Origin of the sequence: Spiroplasma endosymbiont of Sarcophaga variegata, assembly GCF_965178695.1 — a bacterium.
Taxonomy (GTDB): Bacteria; Bacillota_I; Bacilli_A; order Mycoplasmatales; family Mycoplasmataceae; genus Spiroplasma; species Spiroplasma poulsonii.
Map to the genome: position 1 here is coordinate 12,875 of NZ_CBCXVU010000001.1, position 20,299 is coordinate 33,173.

28 protein-coding genes are annotated in these 20,299 nt (G+C 24.1%); 16 read left to right on the top strand and 12 right to left on the bottom strand.

What is annotated here, in order from left to right; all coding sequences use genetic code 4:
* On the top strand, positions 1 to 3,222 hold the full coding sequence (locus tag ACOBME_RS00100; RefSeq protein WP_419333857.1) for a hypothetical protein: 3,222 nt from the start codon (positions 1 to 3) through the stop codon (positions 3,220 to 3,222).
* Positions 3,223 to 3,256: 34 nt separating this feature from the next.
* Here the strand turns inward: ACOBME_RS00100 and ACOBME_RS00105 are convergent, their stop codons facing one another.
* Positions 3,257 to 3,775: a lipoprotein gene (locus ACOBME_RS00105; RefSeq protein ID WP_419333859.1), complete on the bottom strand. Its 519-nt coding sequence runs from the start codon at positions 3,773 to 3,775 to the stop codon at positions 3,257 to 3,259.
* A gap of 16 nt (positions 3,776 to 3,791) precedes the next feature.
* Positions 3,792 to 4,502, bottom strand: a complete 711-nt coding sequence (locus tag ACOBME_RS00110; protein WP_419333861.1) for a hypothetical protein — start codon at positions 4,500 to 4,502, stop codon at positions 3,792 to 3,794.
* Positions 4,503 to 4,813: 311 nt separating this feature from the next.
* On the opposite strand from ACOBME_RS00110, the gene ACOBME_RS00115 reads away from it, so the two are divergent.
* The 5 genes from ACOBME_RS00115 to ACOBME_RS00135 are packed head-to-tail and all read left to right on the top strand — an operon-like array spanning position 4,814 to position 9,110.
* Positions 4,814 to 5,275, top strand: coding sequence for a hypothetical protein (locus tag ACOBME_RS00115; protein ID WP_419333862.1), 462 nt, complete (start codon positions 4,814 to 4,816; stop codon positions 5,273 to 5,275).
* Between the two features lie 17 nt (positions 5,276 to 5,292).
* The gene (locus ACOBME_RS00120) at positions 5,293 to 6,657 is read left to right on the top strand and encodes a hypothetical protein (RefSeq protein ID WP_419333864.1); all 1,365 of its coding nucleotides are present in this window, start codon (positions 5,293 to 5,295) and stop codon (positions 6,655 to 6,657) included.
* A gap of 6 nt (positions 6,658 to 6,663) precedes the next feature.
* Positions 6,664 to 7,602, top strand: coding sequence for a hypothetical protein (locus ACOBME_RS00125; protein ID WP_419333846.1), 939 nt, complete (start codon positions 6,664 to 6,666; stop codon positions 7,600 to 7,602).
* Complete coding sequence (locus ACOBME_RS00130) at positions 7,592 to 8,773, top strand: hypothetical protein (RefSeq protein WP_338963396.1); 1,182 nt, start codon at positions 7,592 to 7,594, stop codon at positions 8,771 to 8,773. The genes ACOBME_RS00125 and ACOBME_RS00130 overlap by 11 nt, the downstream gene beginning before the upstream one ends.
* A 16-nt stretch (positions 8,774 to 8,789) precedes the next feature.
* A complete protein-coding gene (locus tag ACOBME_RS00135; RefSeq protein WP_419333867.1) occupies positions 8,790 to 9,110 on the top strand; it encodes a hypothetical protein in 321 nt (106 codons plus the stop codon).
* Here the strand turns inward: ACOBME_RS00135 and ACOBME_RS00140 are convergent.
* From ACOBME_RS00140 to ACOBME_RS00175, 8 genes are all read right to left on the bottom strand, one after another.
* Positions 9,070 to 9,636: a hypothetical protein gene (locus tag ACOBME_RS00140; RefSeq protein WP_419333868.1), complete on the bottom strand. Its 567-nt coding sequence runs from the start codon at positions 9,634 to 9,636 to the stop codon at positions 9,070 to 9,072. The genes ACOBME_RS00135 and ACOBME_RS00140 overlap by 41 nt on opposite strands.
* A complete protein-coding gene (locus ACOBME_RS00145; protein WP_338963373.1) occupies positions 9,629 to 9,907 on the bottom strand; it encodes a hypothetical protein in 279 nt (92 codons plus the stop codon). The genes ACOBME_RS00140 and ACOBME_RS00145 overlap by 8 nt, the downstream gene beginning before the upstream one ends.
* Positions 9,907 to 10,209 (bottom strand): hypothetical protein, encoded by a 303-nt coding sequence (locus ACOBME_RS00150; RefSeq protein WP_419333870.1) that lies wholly within the window; start codon positions 10,207 to 10,209, stop codon positions 9,907 to 9,909. Before ACOBME_RS00150 ends, ACOBME_RS00145 begins: the two co-directional genes overlap by 1 nt.
* On the bottom strand, positions 10,199 to 10,345 hold the full coding sequence (locus ACOBME_RS00155) for a hypothetical protein (protein WP_419333872.1): 147 nt from the start codon (positions 10,343 to 10,345) through the stop codon (positions 10,199 to 10,201). Before ACOBME_RS00155 ends, ACOBME_RS00150 begins: the two co-directional genes overlap by 11 nt.
* Before the next feature lie 137 nt (positions 10,346 to 10,482).
* Positions 10,483 to 11,094 (bottom strand): phage terminase large subunit, encoded by a 612-nt coding sequence (locus ACOBME_RS00160; protein ID WP_419333874.1) that lies wholly within the window; start codon positions 11,092 to 11,094, stop codon positions 10,483 to 10,485.
* A gap of 104 nt (positions 11,095 to 11,198) precedes the next feature.
* Complete coding sequence (locus tag ACOBME_RS00165) at positions 11,199 to 12,161, bottom strand: IS1/IS1595 family N-terminal zinc-binding domain-containing protein (protein WP_338963247.1); 963 nt, start codon at positions 12,159 to 12,161, stop codon at positions 11,199 to 11,201.
* Positions 12,162 to 12,518, bottom strand: coding sequence for a hypothetical protein (locus ACOBME_RS00170; protein WP_419333877.1), 357 nt, complete (start codon positions 12,516 to 12,518; stop codon positions 12,162 to 12,164).
* Complete coding sequence (locus ACOBME_RS00175) at positions 12,511 to 12,909, bottom strand: hypothetical protein (protein WP_338963249.1); 399 nt, start codon at positions 12,907 to 12,909, stop codon at positions 12,511 to 12,513. The genes ACOBME_RS00170 and ACOBME_RS00175 overlap by 8 nt, the downstream gene beginning before the upstream one ends.
* Before the next feature lie 331 nt (positions 12,910 to 13,240).
* Here ACOBME_RS00175 and ACOBME_RS00180 point away from each other — a divergent pair, with 331 nt between their 5' ends.
* From ACOBME_RS00180 to ACOBME_RS00220, 9 genes are all read left to right on the top strand, one after another.
* Entirely contained in the window at positions 13,241 to 14,224 is a 984-nt protein-coding gene (locus ACOBME_RS00180; protein WP_419333879.1) for an IS30 family transposase, read from the top strand.
* Positions 14,225 to 14,482: 258 nt separating this feature from the next.
* On the top strand, positions 14,483 to 14,719 hold the full coding sequence (locus ACOBME_RS00185) for a hypothetical protein (RefSeq protein ID WP_338963243.1): 237 nt from the start codon (positions 14,483 to 14,485) through the stop codon (positions 14,717 to 14,719).
* A 507-nt stretch (positions 14,720 to 15,226) separates the two neighbouring features.
* Positions 15,227 to 15,448: a hypothetical protein gene (locus ACOBME_RS00190; protein WP_338963241.1), complete on the top strand. Its 222-nt coding sequence runs from the start codon at positions 15,227 to 15,229 to the stop codon at positions 15,446 to 15,448.
* Between the two features lies 1 nt (position 15,449).
* Positions 15,450 to 15,587 (top strand): hypothetical protein, encoded by a 138-nt coding sequence (locus tag ACOBME_RS00195; protein WP_338963239.1) that lies wholly within the window; start codon positions 15,450 to 15,452, stop codon positions 15,585 to 15,587.
* A gap of 2 nt (positions 15,588 to 15,589) precedes the next feature.
* Positions 15,590 to 16,291, top strand: coding sequence for a kinetochore Spc7 family protein (locus ACOBME_RS00200; protein WP_338963619.1), 702 nt, complete (start codon positions 15,590 to 15,592; stop codon positions 16,289 to 16,291).
* A 1-nt stretch (position 16,292) separates the two neighbouring features.
* Complete coding sequence (locus ACOBME_RS00205; RefSeq protein ID WP_338963407.1) at positions 16,293 to 17,183, top strand: recombinase RecT; 891 nt, start codon at positions 16,293 to 16,295, stop codon at positions 17,181 to 17,183.
* On the top strand, positions 17,168 to 17,632 hold the full coding sequence (locus tag ACOBME_RS00210; RefSeq protein ID WP_338963404.1) for a hypothetical protein: 465 nt from the start codon (positions 17,168 to 17,170) through the stop codon (positions 17,630 to 17,632). Before ACOBME_RS00205 ends, ACOBME_RS00210 begins: the two co-directional genes overlap by 16 nt.
* Entirely contained in the window at positions 17,622 to 17,825 is a 204-nt protein-coding gene (locus ACOBME_RS00215) for a hypothetical protein (RefSeq protein WP_419333849.1), read from the top strand. Before ACOBME_RS00210 ends, ACOBME_RS00215 begins: the two co-directional genes overlap by 11 nt.
* Entirely contained in the window at positions 17,818 to 18,027 is a 210-nt protein-coding gene (locus ACOBME_RS00220) for a hypothetical protein (RefSeq protein WP_338963231.1), read from the top strand. Before ACOBME_RS00215 ends, ACOBME_RS00220 begins: the two co-directional genes overlap by 8 nt.
* A gap of 19 nt (positions 18,028 to 18,046) precedes the next feature.
* Here ACOBME_RS00220 and ACOBME_RS00225 read toward each other — a convergent pair whose 3' ends face one another.
* Positions 18,047 to 18,385, bottom strand: coding sequence for a hypothetical protein (locus ACOBME_RS00225; protein ID WP_338963556.1), 339 nt, complete (start codon positions 18,383 to 18,385; stop codon positions 18,047 to 18,049).
* A 73-nt stretch (positions 18,386 to 18,458) separates the two neighbouring features.
* Positions 18,459 to 19,085 (bottom strand): hypothetical protein, encoded by a 627-nt coding sequence (locus ACOBME_RS00230; RefSeq protein WP_338963398.1) that lies wholly within the window; start codon positions 19,083 to 19,085, stop codon positions 18,459 to 18,461.
* Between the two features lie 228 nt (positions 19,086 to 19,313).
* Here ACOBME_RS00230 and ACOBME_RS00235 point away from each other — a divergent pair, with 228 nt between their 5' ends.
* Positions 19,314 to 20,276: an IS1/IS1595 family N-terminal zinc-binding domain-containing protein gene (locus ACOBME_RS00235; protein ID WP_338963247.1), complete on the top strand. Its 963-nt coding sequence runs from the start codon at positions 19,314 to 19,316 to the stop codon at positions 20,274 to 20,276.
* Positions 20,277 to 20,299: the final 23 nt, after the last annotated feature.

A 20,299-nucleotide genomic window follows, 5' to 3' on the forward strand; every position in this document is an offset into this window, starting at 1 on the left:
ATGAGTAGAATTAACCCAGGGGTTATCGAAGAATTACGAAGACAAGCCCATGATACTTTAATAGATATTAGAGAAAACATAAAAGACAATCGCCATTGAATGGTATTTCCTTTTAATGTTTATAGTTCATATATTCCTGATACTGAAACAGGTTGAAAACCTAATAATGCTAAACCAAGTGATTATGGTAGTTATTCACGCATATTTGATAATATGGAAAGTACTATTGCACAATGACAAGATAGTTTAAAAATAGTGCAAAAATATAAAGGTGAAGAAATTAATATATTAACGATTGATGATTTTAATAAACAACCAATTAATTCAACTATATGAGTAAATAATGAAACACCTTTTGCGATAAAATTAAAAGATGAAAATAATAATGTTTATTGAAAATTAATTGATGGTGAAAACATTTATGATATTAATAGAATGCTAGAATACTTAAAGCAATATAAATTAAGTTATTTTATGAATAATGATAATAAAGCAGATAACTTTTATACAAAAGAAGTTAAAGTTGGTAAATATTGAGATGCTTATATGATTGATGATAGAAGTTCAATTCAATTTGGTGAAGCCAAATTTGAACAAGTATTTACACAACAATCAACTGAAAGAAAATATACTTTATTAATTTTAGATGAAGATGCAGATAAATTAAATATTAATGATTATTATAATTTTTATACTGTATTTAATGACCGTGGTTTAAATATTGGTGGTGGTGATATTAATTCTGCACCCCAAGATAGACAATGATTATATCCATCAAATGTTATTAATTATTATTCACCTTATGATGGTAGTTTTTTATGACAAGAAATTACCTTTTCAAGTATTAATGACAAAATTAGTAATAGTGGTTTGGCAGTACGACAATTTATTCAAACATCAGCACCAGGTGAAGGTTATTGTTTTCCTAAAATAACTTATGATGAAAAACTAAATAAAGGTATTGTTGAATTAGATGAAGTTTTATTAAAAGACCCAGGTGTTAGAGCAATGGCAGTTAAATTTTATGGTAATCCTATCTTTTTTGATATGCCTGTTATTGGTCGACCAATTATTAAAGGTGAATTTAATAAAAAAGTTATGAATTCAAGAGATTTATTAATGTATAACATGTATCCTGCCCCACCTGATAAAATAAATACTTATGCATCACCCGAAGTAAGTTGATATAACATTCAAGGGATACAACCAACTATTATTACTGGATATAAAGATTGAAAAGAACATATTCAATCAATGTCTGATTTTTGAATTGAAAAAAATAATGAGGGTATGGTAATAACAGATAAAGCAAGTTCAACAGCAACCAATCCGACTGTTGGAACAACTATTAAGGAAGAAAATTCAAATTCTAAACCTTATTGGTCTAAAAGTTGAATGATTACTCCACCAAATCAAGTAAAAGTAAATAGTGGAACTGTTAATAATATTATTAGTACCCAAGCGTCATCATATTTTAGAAGAAAAGATGAATTTGGTAATACTATTGGAAGTGTTCAAATTGAATATAATAAAATGGGTTCGTGTAATGTTTGAGACATTTTAAATATGAATAATTTTATTAATCGCCAAATTACCGTATTACCTTTAAACTATACGCAAAAATTAGTCTTTAATCCTTTTACTATACCTGCTATTGGAAAGTTTTTAAACTTTGTTTCTTTTGGTATTCCTTGGGACTGAATTGGAAATTTAACAATTACCCAAGATGATAAATGACCTAATTTTCCATGACTTAATGGTTTTATGAGTGCTAATGTTTATAGTTTTTATAACGATGCCTTTTGAGGTGATAAGTCTGCTGGTAAAGGTTATTTACCATTTGAAATATTTAGAGAACAAGGAAATGATAAAATTGGTGCTATCTTTGGAGCAAATGCCACTAGTTTAGGTTTTACTACTTTATTAACTGATAAAATACAAGGCAATGTTTTAGAAAAAGATGGCAAACCAACTGAACGAATAACTTATTCAACTTATAATTTAAAACAATTAAACCCCAAAACTAATCGTATATATTTAATTAATGAAGAAACCAAAGCAGTTGATGCACAAACATCAGTTAGTGATAGTGAAAAAGATAATGATTGTGAATTCTTACAAACACCTGATGGTACAAATTGTAGTTATATAATTGATATGTTTTCAATACAAGCATTATATAAAGGTAATTTTGAAATTATCTTTTATGCTGATAATCCATATACAAATAATGAAGAAGATTATTTACGATTATCAGTATGAAGTTTTAGAGGTAAAACAAAAAGTGTCTTAAATAATTATTTACGAGATATGACAACTAATTATAAAACTAGTTTTCTATTACCACATGATTATGAAATACCAACATTTAATTACCCACAATATGTCTTGCCACCAGTGCCATATAACTATCAACCTTATACCAAAGATATTTTGCCTTCCGATGTAGTATTACCATTATTAACTAAAATTATAGCACCAGCACAATGTAGAAAAGTTAACACCACATTATACCCTGATGTTAATTTATTCTCTAATGAATTTAATTCTGCTTATTATGAAATAGAAATTGATTTAAAACAAATTGACCCAACAATTCAAAGTATTAGTAAATTTCAAGATGCTTATAAAACTGTTGAAATAAGTAATTTAGGTAATTTACAAGTTGAATGTGGACCACCAAATATAGAAAATTTTATTCCTAATAGAAATGTTAATATTACTTTTGGCGGCGTTTCTGGATGTACTAATAAAAATTCATTGTCTAGTATAAAATTACTAAAAAGTGGTCGTTCACAAACTGATAAAGTTAATTTTGATAATACAATAACTTTATATACTGATAATATCAGAGTAAATGATGTTCAAACATTTTTTACTGCATATACTAATGGATTACCAAGTTATGATGATTATTTTAGCAAATATGTATCAAAAAATGAATTAACTATTAGAGTTTCTTTTACACTTAAATCAACAAAATTATTTAATAGTGATAAAGATGAAATTAAAAAAACAGAATTACAGGCATATTATACAAATGATATGAAATTAAAAATTAGATTTATAAAATTAATTCATGCAGAATTAATTTTAGGGGCAGATAGTTATTTAAGTTTTGGTAATGATAAAGTTATTGTATTAGATGTTGATAATCCTAATGTTTTAGGTATTAGAAATAAAAGTGATAATCCAGTTAAAATTACAATAAAACCAAGATAAAAATAAAAAGAGATTTAATATCTCTTTTTAGTTCTTACTTAACTTTTATATTGCCATCTTTATCAACTTCTAAATTTTCTAAATTAGGAGGTTCTTGTGTATCTAAATTTCAACGATAAACTGATTTAAAATATGAACCATCATCAGCATATAAAGTATTATTTGTATTAATAATTCCTTCTTTAATTAATAAAGTATAATAACGAAATCTTGGCGGTTTAAAAATAAGACTATATTTAGCATAATTATCTATTTTTTTTTCATTATCTATATCATTTAAAAATTTAGCGATTCTTCATTCCTTATTTTTATCACCACGTCATACTACATAATATCATTTATTATCAACATTATTAAATGGTTTTTCTTGTGGTGCTGTTCATTCTAAATTGTCTTTAATTTCTTGGTTATTTGTTTTAATTTTGTTTTCTTTTTTTAATTGTGCTAATTCTTCGGGTGTATATTCATGTTGTGGTGTATTACAAGCAACTAAACTGGTTGTACTGGTTCCTATTAAAGTGATTGTTCCTAAAAGACTTAATATTTTTTTCATTTATTTTAAATCTTAACTATTTTTCAACATCTAAAAAAACAGTTGCTTCGCCAGTATAAATTGTTGAGTCACTTGAAAATACTGTAATCCTTTTTTCATTATTATTGTATAAATCATCAATAATATTTTTAATTCCTATCTTAGTTATATCTAATTGAGGATTTTTATCTTTTAAAAAATCTTTAATTTGTTGTTCGGTTAGTAATCCTTTTTCATTATTAATTTTAACTGTTCCTAAAATAGGATTTGAAATAATTTTAGATAATTCATTTATTTTATTTAAATTGTTATTTTCTAAATCTATAATTTTTATTCTATAAACATGAATAGTGTTATTTAAATCTTTTCAATTAAACCTAACAAAATTATCAGTACTACTAAAATCAATAACTGATGCTGGTTTAAAGCTTAGTAATTTAATCGATATAGCATTATTATTATTATTTTTATTATTTACAAAGTAAATATTTTTATCATTTATATAATATTTATTATTTCTATTATCAAAACCTAAAAATCTAATATAACTTTCATTTTCATTAACTCCATATATTTTTTCAATAATTGATTTACGTTTACCATTTTCTATAATTTGATAGAAAACACTAACACCACTATCAGTTTCTGTATTATGTTCTTCTTTTTGATAAGGACTAGCGGCAATTGTTGTTGGTACAGCAGTTCCACTAATAGTTAATACACTTAATAAACTAAGTAATTTTTTCATACTTGTTTTTCTCCTTTTATTAATCTTGAAACTTTTTATCAAGATCTAACTGCATTATATATATATATATATATGTATACAAGCAAAATTATGAATTATGTAATAATTTTATTCTTAAAAATAATGCTTATTACGCGTTTTAATGACTAAATTAGTAATCAAATATATTAAGTTTAGTTATAATATATAAAAAGTATTGTATTAGTAAAATATTAGTATATAATTAAATTATAGGTTTAATCTTTTTCCATAAAAAAGAGTTTATGCTGACTTGTTAATCGGACAAGAATAAAAAAAGAGAGGTTTATAAAATGGCACTTACAAAAGAACAATTAATCGAACAAGGTTTAAGTGAAGAGATTGCTGAAAATATCTTAAATCAGTTTAATAATGAAGCAAAGCAAATTAGAGAAAGTGTGCAAAAACGCGAAGATGTTATATCAAAAGAAGACTTTATTAAATTATCTAATGAATTAGATGAATTAAAAGCTTTTAAAGATGTTCCATCTACTAAAATTGAAGATATTAAAACTAATTTAGATAAAGTTAGTGGTAATTCTTTAAGTGAAAAAATGCAAACTTTAAAAGAATTAAAACCTGATTTGTTTGTACAAGAACAACCATCAGTTTCACCTGGTAATTTAATTAAAGAAATGATTGAAAAATCAACTGAAAATAAAAATAATGAAATTGAAACCATTAAAGAAAAAGGAGCATATACTCCTGATGAAATTAAAAAGTTAACTGATTATACACTTAAAAACCTTAGATAATAAGGGAGTGAAATATTATGGCAACAATCAATTTGCCACAAGTACCTTTTACATTACAAGGTAATACAACAGGTCAAAAAGCCTATGTTGATATGGTTAATGCTTTATTGCGTGGACCTTTATATAATGAATATGCAAGTATTATGCAGTATGCTACTGCAACCGCAGAACAAGTTGCTTGATTACCTAATGCAGGACAAGCATTATATAATTTAACACATCGTGTGGTATGACAAGATGATTATTCATTACCAAATGGTGGGACAACGCAAACAATGGGATTAACAAGAATTCCAGTTCCGATTGATAAAAGATTTAATTTAAAATTAATGAATGAGGCTTTTGACTTGGCATTAATAGAACAAAATATTAAAAATGGTGTTATTGCTGATGCTATTTCTAGTGTTGTACAAAATAAATTTGTTAATTTAGAATGTGAATTAATTCAGGCTATTTATGATTATTGTTTAGCAGATGGTCAATATGAAGTAATTCCATTTCGTAGTTATACAGCTGAAAATGCTGATGATGCAAATAAAGCATTCTTTACATTAAATGAAACATTGATTGAATTAACAAATCAAATTAGTAATTTATATTTTGGTTTGCCAACCGATAAAATGTTTATGGTTTTAGGTCGTAGAGCCTATTTAGGATTAACACCTGCGTATTTAAAAGTAATTGGTTCACAAGCTCAATTAAAAGCAATGGTTAATGGTGAATTATATGAAAATACTGCAATGGGTATTCCTGTATCTAAAAGTTTTCATTTAGAAAAAACATATACAAAAGGACAAGTTAACCGTGATAAAGGTTATAATTTTACTAATGTAAATGGTTTAATTATTAATAAACAAGTATGAGCTTATCCAATTAATATGGATACTATTCAACAAGTTTTAGATAATGATACTGCTAACCCTAAATGAATTGGTAAAGTACAATATGCAACACCAACAATTTTATATCCAAAAACATGTAAAATTATTTTAGAAAAAGCGCCAACCCAAGATGAAATTAATACTGCCAAAAGTAATCTAAATAAAACTTTTAGAGTGCCCGTTGATTATGTAATTCCATCATCAAATAAAATTGATATTAGTGGGATTAATAAATTAGATAAACCAACTATTCACGTTACAGACCCAACACAAACAACAGCAGAACAATTAAAACCACAATTTAAAGCTGTCGTTTTAAAAGCAGTTAAAGCCATAGATAGTTCTTTAACTGAGAATGATTATGATTACTTTATTGAAAGTAAAGGTGAAGATTGACCAATTAATATTACAAATGATAAAACTGTTGAAGTTCAAATTCAAGGTAAAAATAACGCTAGTGGTCAAACAAATCCGATTGATGTAGTAATTAAAAATTCTTAATAAACAATGAATTTACTAATATTACGAGTTTTAACTTTATTAGTAACTAATTTAGAAAATAAACCTTTAATAAGTAAATTTGTAAATTTAATTAATAGAGTTAATAAAGTTCAAAATAAAATATTAAAGCCAATTAATTATATTACTGATAAATATAATAAAATTACAAGTAAAGTTGAAGATATTTATCAGTGATTAAATCCATTTACTTATTTAGATTTAATTAAAAAAGGTCATAAAAAAGAAATTCAACAAATATTAAGTCAATTAGAAAAAGATAATAATATTAAAAATAGAAAACAATTTAAAAATGAAAATTATCTAAATACTAATTGACAACCTTTAAATAGTAGTTGACTTGATAGTGGAATGTTTAATATAACTAATAAATTAACTTTAACAGGTAATTTAACTATTTTAATATATACAAAAACAGCAAAACATCCGAAATTTTATGGACCTTATGTTTATCCTAGTGTTCCAGTTGAAATATGAAAATTATTAAGTAATGCTGTATCTAATGCAGGAACTTTATTTTGGCGTTATTGATTAAGAAAATGATTACCTAGTCATTTAAAAAATTATATTAAAAAACGATTACCACAAGCATTAAAAGAAAAATACCCCAAAGGAACTACTAAATTAACATTACCAACAGTTCAAAAATTAAATCAAATTAAAAAGTTTATTAATAATTTAAAAATTGGACATTTTAATTTTAATTTTGCTGGTGAAATTAATAATAAAAAATGATATAGTGAACGCCGAAGTGATGTTAAAAATATTAAGAATTTATATAAAACACCAGTTAAAAATAAATTTTATCAGGTTAATAAATCTATTAAAGCAATTAATAAAACCAAAAGAAAGGTTAATAGTTATAAACCAAATAATTTAAAAAATAAATATCGTAATCAATTAAGGGGTGTTTTATATGGAAAATAATTTAAGTAATTTGTTATTTATAACAGTTGAAGATGTTAAAGCAAGTAAACTTTGACAACCTATTAATGATCGTAAACAATCTGCTTATAATGATAATTTAATTTATAATGCTATTTTAAAAACTAGTTTATGAATGGATAGATTATCAGGTGGAACAATTTCAGATAAAATTAATAAAAAAGATTTGTTTCCTTGAGTAAAAAAAGATAATACTGGTTTAATTGAATATGATAAATGATTAAGTTATATTCAATCTGCTTGTTTATTAGCAGTTATAAATTGATATTTACCAAAAGGAGTTAATGATTTAACTGGTAGTGCTTCATTTTCACAAGGTGGAGTTGCTTATTCACAAACTAATGACCCAGAAGCAAATGAAAATATTACTCGTGATGTTAAAAATGCTTTAAAATTAGCAGGTGAAATTATTGATATTATATCTAGTAAAACAGTATCTAGACCTTATAATTATAGTTTAGATAATTATGCTCATCCATGAGAAGAAGAATATAAGCATATTAGTAAAAAAACTTTTTATCCAACATTATTATTTTGATTAAAAGAACGATTACAAACTGATAATTCAATAAATATTACTTATCCTACTATTAATGATTTTTCTAAAATTGATTATAATGAGTGTATTAAATTAATAGTTCCCTTTGATAATAATACGATTTATTATGAAAATAATGTCTGAAAAGCAAAACAAAGTAGTGGTACTGATATAAAAATTGATAATAAAACTATCATTAAAAATGATAATGATGAGATTGAAGTTTCAGATTTAAAACAAGATAAATTAATAAGTGGTACAAATATTAAAACTATTAATGGTAATTCATTATTGGGGAATGGTGATATATCTATTAATACTGGTAATGATTGAGAATTAATTAATTATCCAGAAGCAAACGAAAAATTAACATTTAAAATTCCAGATTATGATTTAATAAAATATTACTATAAAATATCAATTTCAATAACAGATTATGCATCTGCTAATAAATTTGTAACATATTATTTTGAAACAATATCACAAAAATCAATATTTTCATTTTTAGCAGATAATTCTTATAAAAGAATAACAATTAAGCAAGATGGCTCAATTTCAAATGATACAAATAATATTGTTATTAAAGATTTAACAATTAAAAGAAAATTAATTTAGAAAGGATTTTTAATTAATGAAACAAAATAAAACAACTTGATTAAAGGGTGCCTTACCTTGAAATTGATTTAAAAAAGACCCTATTCCAACTTATAATTGAAATCATAAAGATATTAGAGAATGAGAAAGAAAATATAAAATTCGTAGTTGAGTAGTTAGTTTTTATACATTGATATTTTTAGCATTAAATTGTTGATTAGAATATGGCATGATTAATGCAATAAAAGATAATATTAATTGATATAATTATGGACAATATTGAGGTAATGGAATTGCTATTTTACTAACACCTTTATTTACATTTCTCAGAAAGGTACTATACCTAATTTATTTTTAAATTCTTGTACTAAAACAGGTTTAACATCATCTTTAATTTGTGTTTTACTTTGTCCAACAACTACTTCATTATTTTTAGGTCAACCTTTAATAACTATTTTATCTTTGGTACAAATTAAATTTAAAATAAAACCACTGTCTGATTGATGATAATTTAATCAAATATCAGCACCTTGTTCAATTTCATTTATTTTACTTACTCGTGATGTAAAGTTAAAAGGGTTAATTCATAAATCAATATTGCCGTCATTAGTCTCTAATAAACCAAAGATAGTTTTACCCATTAAACTTGCTGTTAATTCATTTTTATCTAATTTTTCTTTTATTTTATAAGTTTCATATCATCAGTTTAATTTTTCTAAAATGTCTTTACGATGAGATTTAAATAAAATATCTTTACCATTTATTAATCGCATTTGATGACGAGCAATAATATTGGCTAAATTAATAGTTCAATCATAATTATAAAATTTTAAAACACTATTAATATCATTTAAGTTTGGTAAACTAGGAAAAGTATTATTCATTGTTATTTTGCTCCTTTAATTTTAAAATAAGTGCATAATTAATAATATTTACTGTTAATAAACTAGGTTCATTTGCTAAAACTTGTACACATACTTTAACTTTTTGATATTTCTTAATATATTCGTTATATAAATTTAATTTACATATTGCGATATTATCTTTTTTTAATTCTTGACAAAGTCTTTTTTTAACTTGTCCACAAACAGACATATATGGTCTTTTTGCATTAATTACTCTTTCATCGTGTATTACATAAATATCTTTTTTCATTAAGTTATTCACTCCCTTTGTTGTCATAATTTATAATCTGCTGAACTATTATGTTTAACCATATTAACTAATTCAAAGTGTAAAGCATAAAAATCACTATCAAATGTATCATCATATAAATCTAACATTCTCTCTTCTCTAGCATCTGGTTTATCTTCTCATTGAATTAATTCATATTGTGTTTTACTTACAGGACATTTTTCTCATAATCATTTTAATTGATTAGTATTAATTAACATTGTAAATGCTTCTACACGATGCTTTATTTTAAATTTCTGCTTTTGCGCTGGTTTAAAATGCATGTATTGACAAAGTATAATTATATTTCTCTCGGTTTAAACTTTCTAATGTTGCATAAGCACTATCATCAACATTAATTGATATACCTTGTTGTATTAAATTAAAATATTGATTTAATTGATTATTATAAAACTCCAATATATCTTTTACTTGTTCTAATGGTCCTTTAAATTGTTGAGTAGCATTTGAGTGTGTGTATTCAGCAACTTTATAGGCTTTTTTATCAAATGAATTATATATTCAAAAACTCGCTGCTGTTGTATGCCCTTTGGGGACTAGTAGAGTTTGCTAAGTCAACACCACCTAATAACTTTAGTTGGTTGAATAATATCTGTTGCTTGCATAATATCAAGATATCTTGCAAAGATTGACCCACTAGTATTACCAGGCAATCCTCAACTTCATACTCTTGCTCTTTCAATATCTAATTGTTCTAATCTTAATTGTTCATTAACCTTATCTTGTGGTAATTCATAATTAAGTCTTCAACTAGAATAATGAATAATAATCTTCATATTTCATTTTTCAATATAGTTAATTTGTTCATATTTACTACGCATTATTTCTTCATTAAAAGGCATTAATTCATTACAATAACCAACAATATATCTTTTTAAACTTTCAGGGTTACATGTATTAATTGTTATTTTATTTTGATACCCACGAATAGCAAATTCTAAATCACTTAAATCTTTTTGTTGAAATTGGTCACATTCTTCTCTTCAATCAATTACTAATTTATATTTATTCAAATCAGCAAAAGCTTTTAATTTTTCTTTCCGGCTTGGTGAATGTAAACCTTTACAATATATTTTGCTACCATTTGATAAAGTAAAAGTAAAATTTGATAAGTTAATAGTATAAGGAATATGATTTTCATCTAACATATTTCTTTAATTTTGTCGAAAACTCTTGATGAAATAAAAAAAATCATCAATATGACAATTTGAAAACTAATTTTGTGTAAGATTATGATTTTGCTTTAAATTTTTTAAACGTTAAAATATAATACCGTTGATTGTTGGTTTGGTGTTAAACCTTTGTGTTGGTATTTTCATTTTCAGAGCTTTAAATAATTTTGAATATTAGTGAAACCCAAACCATGATAATGAATTAAGGCTTCTTTAAGACTGGATTGTAATTTACTAATCTTATTTAACTTTTGATAACTAGTATCAGGGTTTGTACTAGTTTTGGTGGAATATAGAGTAGAATTTGTTTGTTTTGCTACTAATAAATATAGTGGTTGCATATCAGAAATAATTATTGATTTTTCTTTAATTAGTTGCTTATTCATATTTTCAATAATCCATTGTTTTTGTAATCTTTTGGTATTGGTGGATTGAACAAAAATATTATTATTGCTATCAACTGCCATTTGAATACAGCATTTGGTATCAGTTGAAAATGGATCGAGATGAGTTTTTCGTTTATCAAATTTATCTTTAAAATTGCCTTTATGAATTTCTTTAATAAATGTTTCATCCATTTGGATTTGACCATTTAATTTTTTAAATTTTAACTGTGTATTTTCTAATTGTTTTGATTGCATTAATTTTTGTCGATTATATCAAGCGGTTTTTGGGGTTGTTTTAATAAAACGAGAAATTATTTTACTAGATTGTCCTAACAATGAAATTTGAATTAATAAATTTCACTGTTCATAATTTAAATGACTTCAATAAGTAAAATGATGACGAAATGCATCAAAACTAGCACGACATTTTTTACATAAATATTTTTGTTTTCCTTCGGAATTATGACCATTTTTAACACAATGAAAAGATTTGCAATTAGGACATATAATGCCTTTATCTCTAAATTTTTGATCAATTTCATTTAAACGTTTTTGTTTTTTAATTAAGTCTGCTTGTTGTTTTATTTTTTCATAAAATTCTAAAAATTGATCATCTGTTAAGCTATTTATTAATTCTGTAATTATTTTTTTCATCATTTATTTACCTCCATATATTAAAAATATACCTAATTTTAGGTATATTTTATAAATATCAAGAGTTTTCGACAAAATTAAAGACATATTTCAGATATTTTGAAATACACTATCTTTTAAATCCTTACTTCAATACATACTAGCAATGATACAAATTGGTTCTTTAATTAATAAACTAATTTTTAATAATTCACCAAACATTTTAATATTTGAAATAGTCTTACCACTATATCGTGTTCCAATTTGATTAATTTCATTAACTAACTCATATTTTTTAGCAAAGGGATATTTATTACCAATACTACTATTTTGTAATAATCAATAAGGAGTTTCTAACAAATAAGTAAAATGATTAAGCATTATTATCACTTTCTTTTTTAATATCTCTAATATCCGTTTGTAAATTAACAATTATTGGTTGTTGATTATTTAAGTTTAATTCTTGTTCTAACTGTTTTTCTTGCAGTGAATATTTATAATTAAATGCTCGTTGTCAATATAATTTAGCACCATCAGGTGATTTCATCATAAAGTTAATTATTTCACTTTCAATTCTATCAACTTGTTTTTCAAGTAAAGGAACTATCTTTTCGCTCTTGTAAGTTTCGTGCTTTCATCTGTTAGAAAGATTGAATTCATTGGTTAAATCATTCAAAGTATATGGTTTATTGGGTGATTTATTTTCTCAAAATTGCTCTATTTTACGATAAAAAGTTGCCAAACTTGCTTTATTTGGATTAAATTCTTTCATTTTTTACTCCTTTTTGCATATTAAAATTGCTATTATTTAAACAATATGATTAAATAAAAGAGTAAACAATACTATAAAAATGTAACAAAAGAACCAACTCGGCTCTTTTTTTATTATCTATATTTTACATCAAAATAAAAAAAGCAAATTACTTTACTTTTTATTTTAGTATACAAGCATATAGAGATAAATTGGAGCTTGTTACAATACAATTATATAATTAATAATATATTTGTCAATAATTTTAATTTAAAAAAATGTGAAAATTTATCTTTTTTATAAATTTAATGTATAACTATTTTTATAAAAGAATTGGAGGAAATATAGAGTAATGAAAGATTATACACATGTAAAATATGATGAACGAAGATTTTTTAAGGATTTATTTTTATCTGATAGTTGCAAAAAGAAAAATGGCACACTTAATTTATCTGAAATATCAAGACAAACAGGAAGAGATATTAATACTGTTAAAAGAGAAATTAATAGATTTACAAATATAGAAGATTATAATGCCCGTGAGGCACATGATGATTATTATAAAAAACGACAAAAGTGTATTAAAAAAATACCTACATTTACAGAAGAACAACAAGAATTTTTAAATTTACGATTTAATATTTTGGGTGATTCACCAGCAGAAATTATTCAGCGATTTTTAATAAAATTTGGTATCAAATTTCCTGCCTGTCTTAAAACATTTTATAAATGAATTTTTTTAGGTCTTTTGGGTTTGTTAAAGAAAAATTTATTAAATGGTGGTAGAAGAAATAGAACAAAGAAAAGACCTGATAATCGTGGGAAATTAGATGAAAGATTTAAATCAATATGAGATATTGAAAATAAAGAAACAGATGTTGGTTGATTTGAAATGGATACCGTAGTTGGAAAAGAACATCAATCTAGTTGTTTAGTTTTGACAGAGAAATCAAGTAAAAAATACTTTGCTATGAAATTAGAAGAACATACTGCTAATGAAGTTTTAGAAAAACTTAAATATATAGTTAGAATTAATGGTTTAGTTGGAAAAATTAAAGGAATAATAACCGATAGAGGAAAAGAATTTAGTAAGTTTGAAGAAATGGAAAAGATTACTGGTTCTAATGTTTATTTTTGTGACCCTGCTTCGCCTAATCAAAAACCATTAATTGAAAGACTAAACCGTGAATTTAGAAAACGATATGGTAGGGGGACAGATTTTAATCTTGTTACGCAACAAGAAATAGATTTAGTAGTCGATATTATAAATGAAAAATTAAGGCCCGTTCTTAATTGAAGAACTTCAAAAGAAGTATTTTTAGAGAATTTTAGATAAGTTTATTTGAAGTAATTTAATAAATTATTTTTCAGTGTGTTTAAATATGCCAAAAATAGGGTAAATTTAAAAATAATTTATTTTTTTAAAAAAATAGTTGCACTTCTTTTAAAAAGTGTTATTATTAAAATAACAAGAGATAAATTTGGAGCTTAGATTTACATAATACGTGACGTATAATGTACGATGAAGCTCCAAAAAACAACTCTTGTTAGGGTTGTTTTTTTATTTGAAATAAAAAATCCCTAAAAGGAGGTAATGATAATTAAACAACAAAAAATATGTGATGTTAATGATTGTTATAAAGCAGTATCATTCATTACCGAAGAATTTTTATCAAATAAAGTTTTATGAACTTGTGAAAAACATAAATATTTATTAAATAAAATAAAAGATAAAACACAAAAACAGTTTTATCAAAAACTAGAAAATTCAAAAATTATCTTTGATGATAAAACTGGTTCTTTTAAACTTTGATTTTATAAAACAACTTAATGCAGGGTGGAACAGTTATTTTAAATAACTAAGTGTTTTTTTCCACATAGGCGGTCTAGCCCAGCGGTAATCAGTCCGTAAATAATAGACGCTTTAACAAGCGATAGTCGTGATAAGTGCGGGGTCAACATCAAACGACAATAAATATTGAGATGGCCACTTTATAAATAAATTTGCGATAGATATTATCCCATTAGAGGATGACAGAGGTTTTAAAAACCACAAAGTCAGCATTAGGCTCTTCAATGTGCAAGTGAATTTATTTTAAAAACTGAACGCTTTGACCTGAAATGGTGCGGATGAAGAGAGAGAATTCTCTGGCATTATCTTATAAAAACAACTGTCGATTATTAAACATTAAACAATAAAACATACCGCCACCGCTCACCCGCAGTGAAGCGGATGGCGTAGTAAATAAATAGATAAATACTTAATTATATAACTAACTCTCGCTTTGGCACTTTCACTTTGGAGTGAGTGCCAGCGAGTTAAAAATAGGAGGTAAATATGACAATCAAAAATCTAATATCAATATATATGTACAATGATTTTTGTATTAATATATTTGATAATAAAACAGGGCAAAAAGAAAATATTAATGATGATATTAATTTAATTAAAAATGAAGAAGCACATTTATTAAATCAAGAAATAACTTATTTTGATATTAAAGAACAAAAAGGAAGAAAATTAATAGAAATATTAATAGCAAAGAACGAGGTAAATTAGTATGTGAAAAGATGAAAATGGTTATGTTTATACTGAAGAAGATTTATTTAATATGGCATTAGAAGAATGTCATTCAGAAGAAAGTGCTTATGAATATATTGATAATTTAATTAATGAAATGGAATTAGAGGAAATTTAATTATGGCAGATTTAAAATTAAATAATGAAGTTAAAAATATTACGTATCCATTTTATTTAAAAGGAAATAATTTTAAAGAATTAAGTTTAAAAGCATTAACAATTAAAAAATGAATTGATGAAAATGGACAAGAATTAGCAGAATTTATATATCGACAACAAGCTTGATTAATAAATGGAGAATATAAATCACAATCACTAAAAGATTTAAAATTAGTAGTTTCAAAAATTGATTATATTTTTAGAGAACCATTAGAATTAATAAAATCTTTTAAAGATGAATTAAATTTTATTAGAAAAGATATTTTGAATTTAGAAAATAATATTAAGAATAATCATGATTCTTTAAAAAATAATGTTATTAATATTCAATTTCAAAAACAAAATGAAATTATTGAAACTCATAAAAAAGAACAATTTTTAGAAATTAAAAGTGTAGCAAAAAAAGAGCAAGAATTAAAAATTATTACTAGTAATTTTCGGAAAGAAAAATTATTAATTAAAGATATTGAGGTTATTGGTATTAATGATGATTTTTTACAAAATGCTGATAAATTAGAACTTATTAATCTTATTAAAAATTATTTAGTTGTTGATGAACAAATTGTTAAAAATGAAATTAAAGATCAGTGAGATAGTAATAAAGATATTAATTTAATTGGGGTTAAAGGTATTAATTTTAAAATAAATAAAGGAGAAAAATAATATGGCAAATATTGTTGAATTTTTAAGAACAGATAAAGCAACAGAATGAATAAAAAGTAAATTTTCTAATGAAAATGAAATTGCAAGATTTAAAAGTAATATAGTTGCAATATCAAATAGTAATGAATTATTACAAAAAGCAGATCCAAAAACAATTATGACTGCTTGTTATCAAGGAGTTTTATTAAATTTACCAATGGAAAAACAATTTGGTTATGCTTATGTAGTTCCATATAATACTAAAATAACAAGAATTATTAACGGTCGCGAAATCCAAGAATGAATTAATCAAGCTCAATTTCAAATAGGTTATAAAGGTTATATTCAATTAGCACAAAGAAGTGGTCAATATTTAGATATGTCAGTATCAGATGTTAGAGAAAATGAATTAGTAAATTATGATCGTTTAAAAGGAACTAGTTTTAATTGAATTCAAAATGAAGATGAAAGAGAAAAATTACCAATTATTGGTTATGTAGCATACTTTAAAATGGTTAATGGTTTTGGAAAAACTTTATATATGACCAAAGAACAAATGGAAAATCATTTTATGAAATATTCTAAAACTTATGCTAAAAATAAATCATTTTATATTGCTAGTTTTGATGAAATGGCATTAAAAACAGTATTAACATCTTTATTAAGAAAATGAGGTATTATGTCTGTTGAATTACAACAAGCTTATAAATCAGATCAGGCAGTTATTACAACTAATGATGAAAAGATTTATATTGATAATGATAGCAATATAAGCATAAATAAGGGTCAAATTAGTAATGAAAATATATCAAGTGAAGAAGTGACAGATAATAATTTAGTTAAAGAAGAAGATATATCAAATGTAGTGCCAACAATTAATAATAACAACGATGAGGAATGAGCCACTTGATAAAAATAGGTATTGACCCATCAGGAACAGGTACTACTGCTATTGTTATTTATGAAGATAATAAATTAATTGAAAAATTAGAATTTACAAATAAAAATTGAAAAGAACAATATGAATTTATTAATGATAAATTGTTTGATTATGAAGAAAAAATTAATATTGAAGATTGTTTATATACATCTGCTAATGCTAGTAAAGATAGAGATGATTTATTAAGATTATTAGGAGCATTATCTGTTTATAAATATTTTATTAATTGAGTATCACCAAAAAATACTAAATCAGTTGTTAAAAATATGGAAAATTTAAGTAAATATAATGATAGTTGTATATGAAAATTTGATAAAGATACTAATTTAACTTATCAATATGGTAAAGGTTGATTTTATAATAATGAAAAAATAAGTAATCATTTACGAGATGCAATTATTATTGCTAATTATGAAAGTTAATATTATGAAACATTCATATAATCAAAAAACAGGAAAGTATTATTCTTGTCAAATTCGTAATGTTAATATTTACTTAAATAAAAATGAAGAAAAAGTTTGAAATGAATTTAATAACTTTACTTATTCGCAACGAATTGAATATCTTATTAACTTTTATATAACACATTATAAAGGAAATAAAGAATATGAATAATTATATTTTATGTTATCGATCTGAACAAGGTAATCGCCCTTGTAAAAACCCTCGTGGTGAATATATAATTGGGATTGATAAACAAGATGTAGATATTAATTCAACTGAATACTGAGAATATTATAAAAATAATTATGGAAAAAATAATTTAGTTATTTGTAAAGTTAAAAATTTAGACTTAATATTAGAAAATAAAAAATAACCAATTAAGGTTATTTTTTTTAAATACTATTTGTTAGTTTTTTAATAGCATCTTTTTGTGCTTGTTTTTTGTCATTTACTTTAACTTGTTTTTTAACATTTTTAATTTGACCTGTTTTTAATGCTAATTCTGTTGCATAATCAGGTCCTCGTAAATGTTTTTCGTGAGCAATAACAGCAGTTCTTAATTCTCTAATTTCTGCTTTATATTTTTTAATTTTTTTAGCAGATAATCCAAGAATACCAAGACTACCCATTCCACCAGCACCCGCTAATACAAGTAAAGCAATTACTATTTCATTACTAATTTCCATTTCTTTATTTCCTTTCTTATCCTTACTCAAACAGTGGCCATCCATTCTTTCAGAACAAAATAATTTATAAATTAAACTATATAACCACCCAAAAATATCAACCGCCCCTATATATAGTTTATTTTAAATTTAATTCTTTGTTATTTTCTTCTTGTTTTTTAGTATATTCATCTTGCATATTTTTAAATATTTCTTCTGTTATACCATCCAAATTATTTCATTGTTTTGATATTCTTGGTTGAATAACACGCGGATTAATACGGCAGTTCAAACAATGTCTTAAATGGTCTTTTTTTCATTTTGATTTATCAATTCAAATAATAATTAAAGAAATTATTAAAGTAATTAAAGGTAAAATTGTAAATACTAATCCCATTTTAGATATTTTTAATCGTGGAATATCAATTTTCATATCTACTTTTGGTTTACTACTAGCAACAAATATACCTTGAATTCCATATGTAAATAAAGGTGTTAGTAAAATAGCAATTCCATTACCTCAATATTGTCCATAATTATATCAATTAATATTATCTTTTATTGCATTAATCATGCCATATTCTAATCAACAATTTAATGCTAAAAATATCAATGTATAAAAACTAACTACTCAACTACGAATTTTATATTTTCTTTCTCATTCTCTAATATCTTTATGATTTCAATTATAAGTTGGAATAGGGTCTTTTTTAAATCAATTTCAAGGTAAGGCACCCTTTAATCAAGTTGTTTTATTTTGTTTCATTAATTAAAAATCCTTTCTAAATTAATTTTCTTTTAATTGTTAAATCTTTAATAACAATATTATTTGTATCATTTGAAATTGAGCCATCTTGCTTAATTGTTATTCTTTTATAAGAATTATCTGCTAAAAATGAAAATATTGATTTTTGCTTTAATTTTGTCGAAAACTCTTGATATTTATAAAATATACCTAAAATTAGGTATATTTTTAATATATGGAGGTAAATAAATGATGAAAAAAATAATTACAGAATTAATAAATAGCTTAACAGATGATCAATTTTTAGAATTTTATGAAAAAATAAAACAACAAGCAGACTTAATTAAAAAACAAAAACGTTTAAATGAAATTGATCAAAAATTTAGAGATAAAGGCATTATATGTCCTAATTGCAAATCTTTTCATTGTGTTAAAAATGGTCATAATTCCGAAGGAAAACAAAAATATTTATGTAAAAAATGTCGTGCTAGTTTTGATGCATTTCGTCATCATTTTACTTATTGAAGTCATTTAAATTATGAACAGTGAAATTTATTAATTCAAATTTCATTGTTAGGACAATCTAGTAAAATAATTTCTCGTTTTATTAAAACAACCCCAAAAACCGCTTGATATAATCGACAAAAATTAATGCAATCAAAACAATTAGAAAATACACAGTTAAAATTTAAAAAATTAAATGGTCAAATCCAAATGGATGAAACATTTATTAAAGAAATTCATAAAGGCAATTTTAAAGATAAATTTGATAAACGAAAAACTCATCTCGATCCATTTTCAACTGATACCAAATGCTGTATTCAAATGGCAGTTGATAGCAATAATAATATTTTTGTTCAATCCACCAATACCAAAAGATTACAAAAACAATGGATTATTGAAAATATGAATAAGCAACTAATTAAAGAAAAATCAATAATTATTTCTGATATGCAACCACTATATTTATTAGTAGCAAAACAAACAAATTCTACTCTATATTCCACCAAAACTAGTACAAACCCTGATACTAGTTATCAAAAGTTAAATAAGATTAGTAAATTACAATCCAGTCTTAAAGAAGCCTTAATTCATTATCATGGTTTGGGTTTCACTAATATTCAAAATTATTTAAAGCTCTGAAAATGAAAATACCAACACAAAGGTTTAACACCAAACCAACAATCAACGGTATTATATTTTAACGTTTAAAAAATTTAAAGCAAAATCATAAT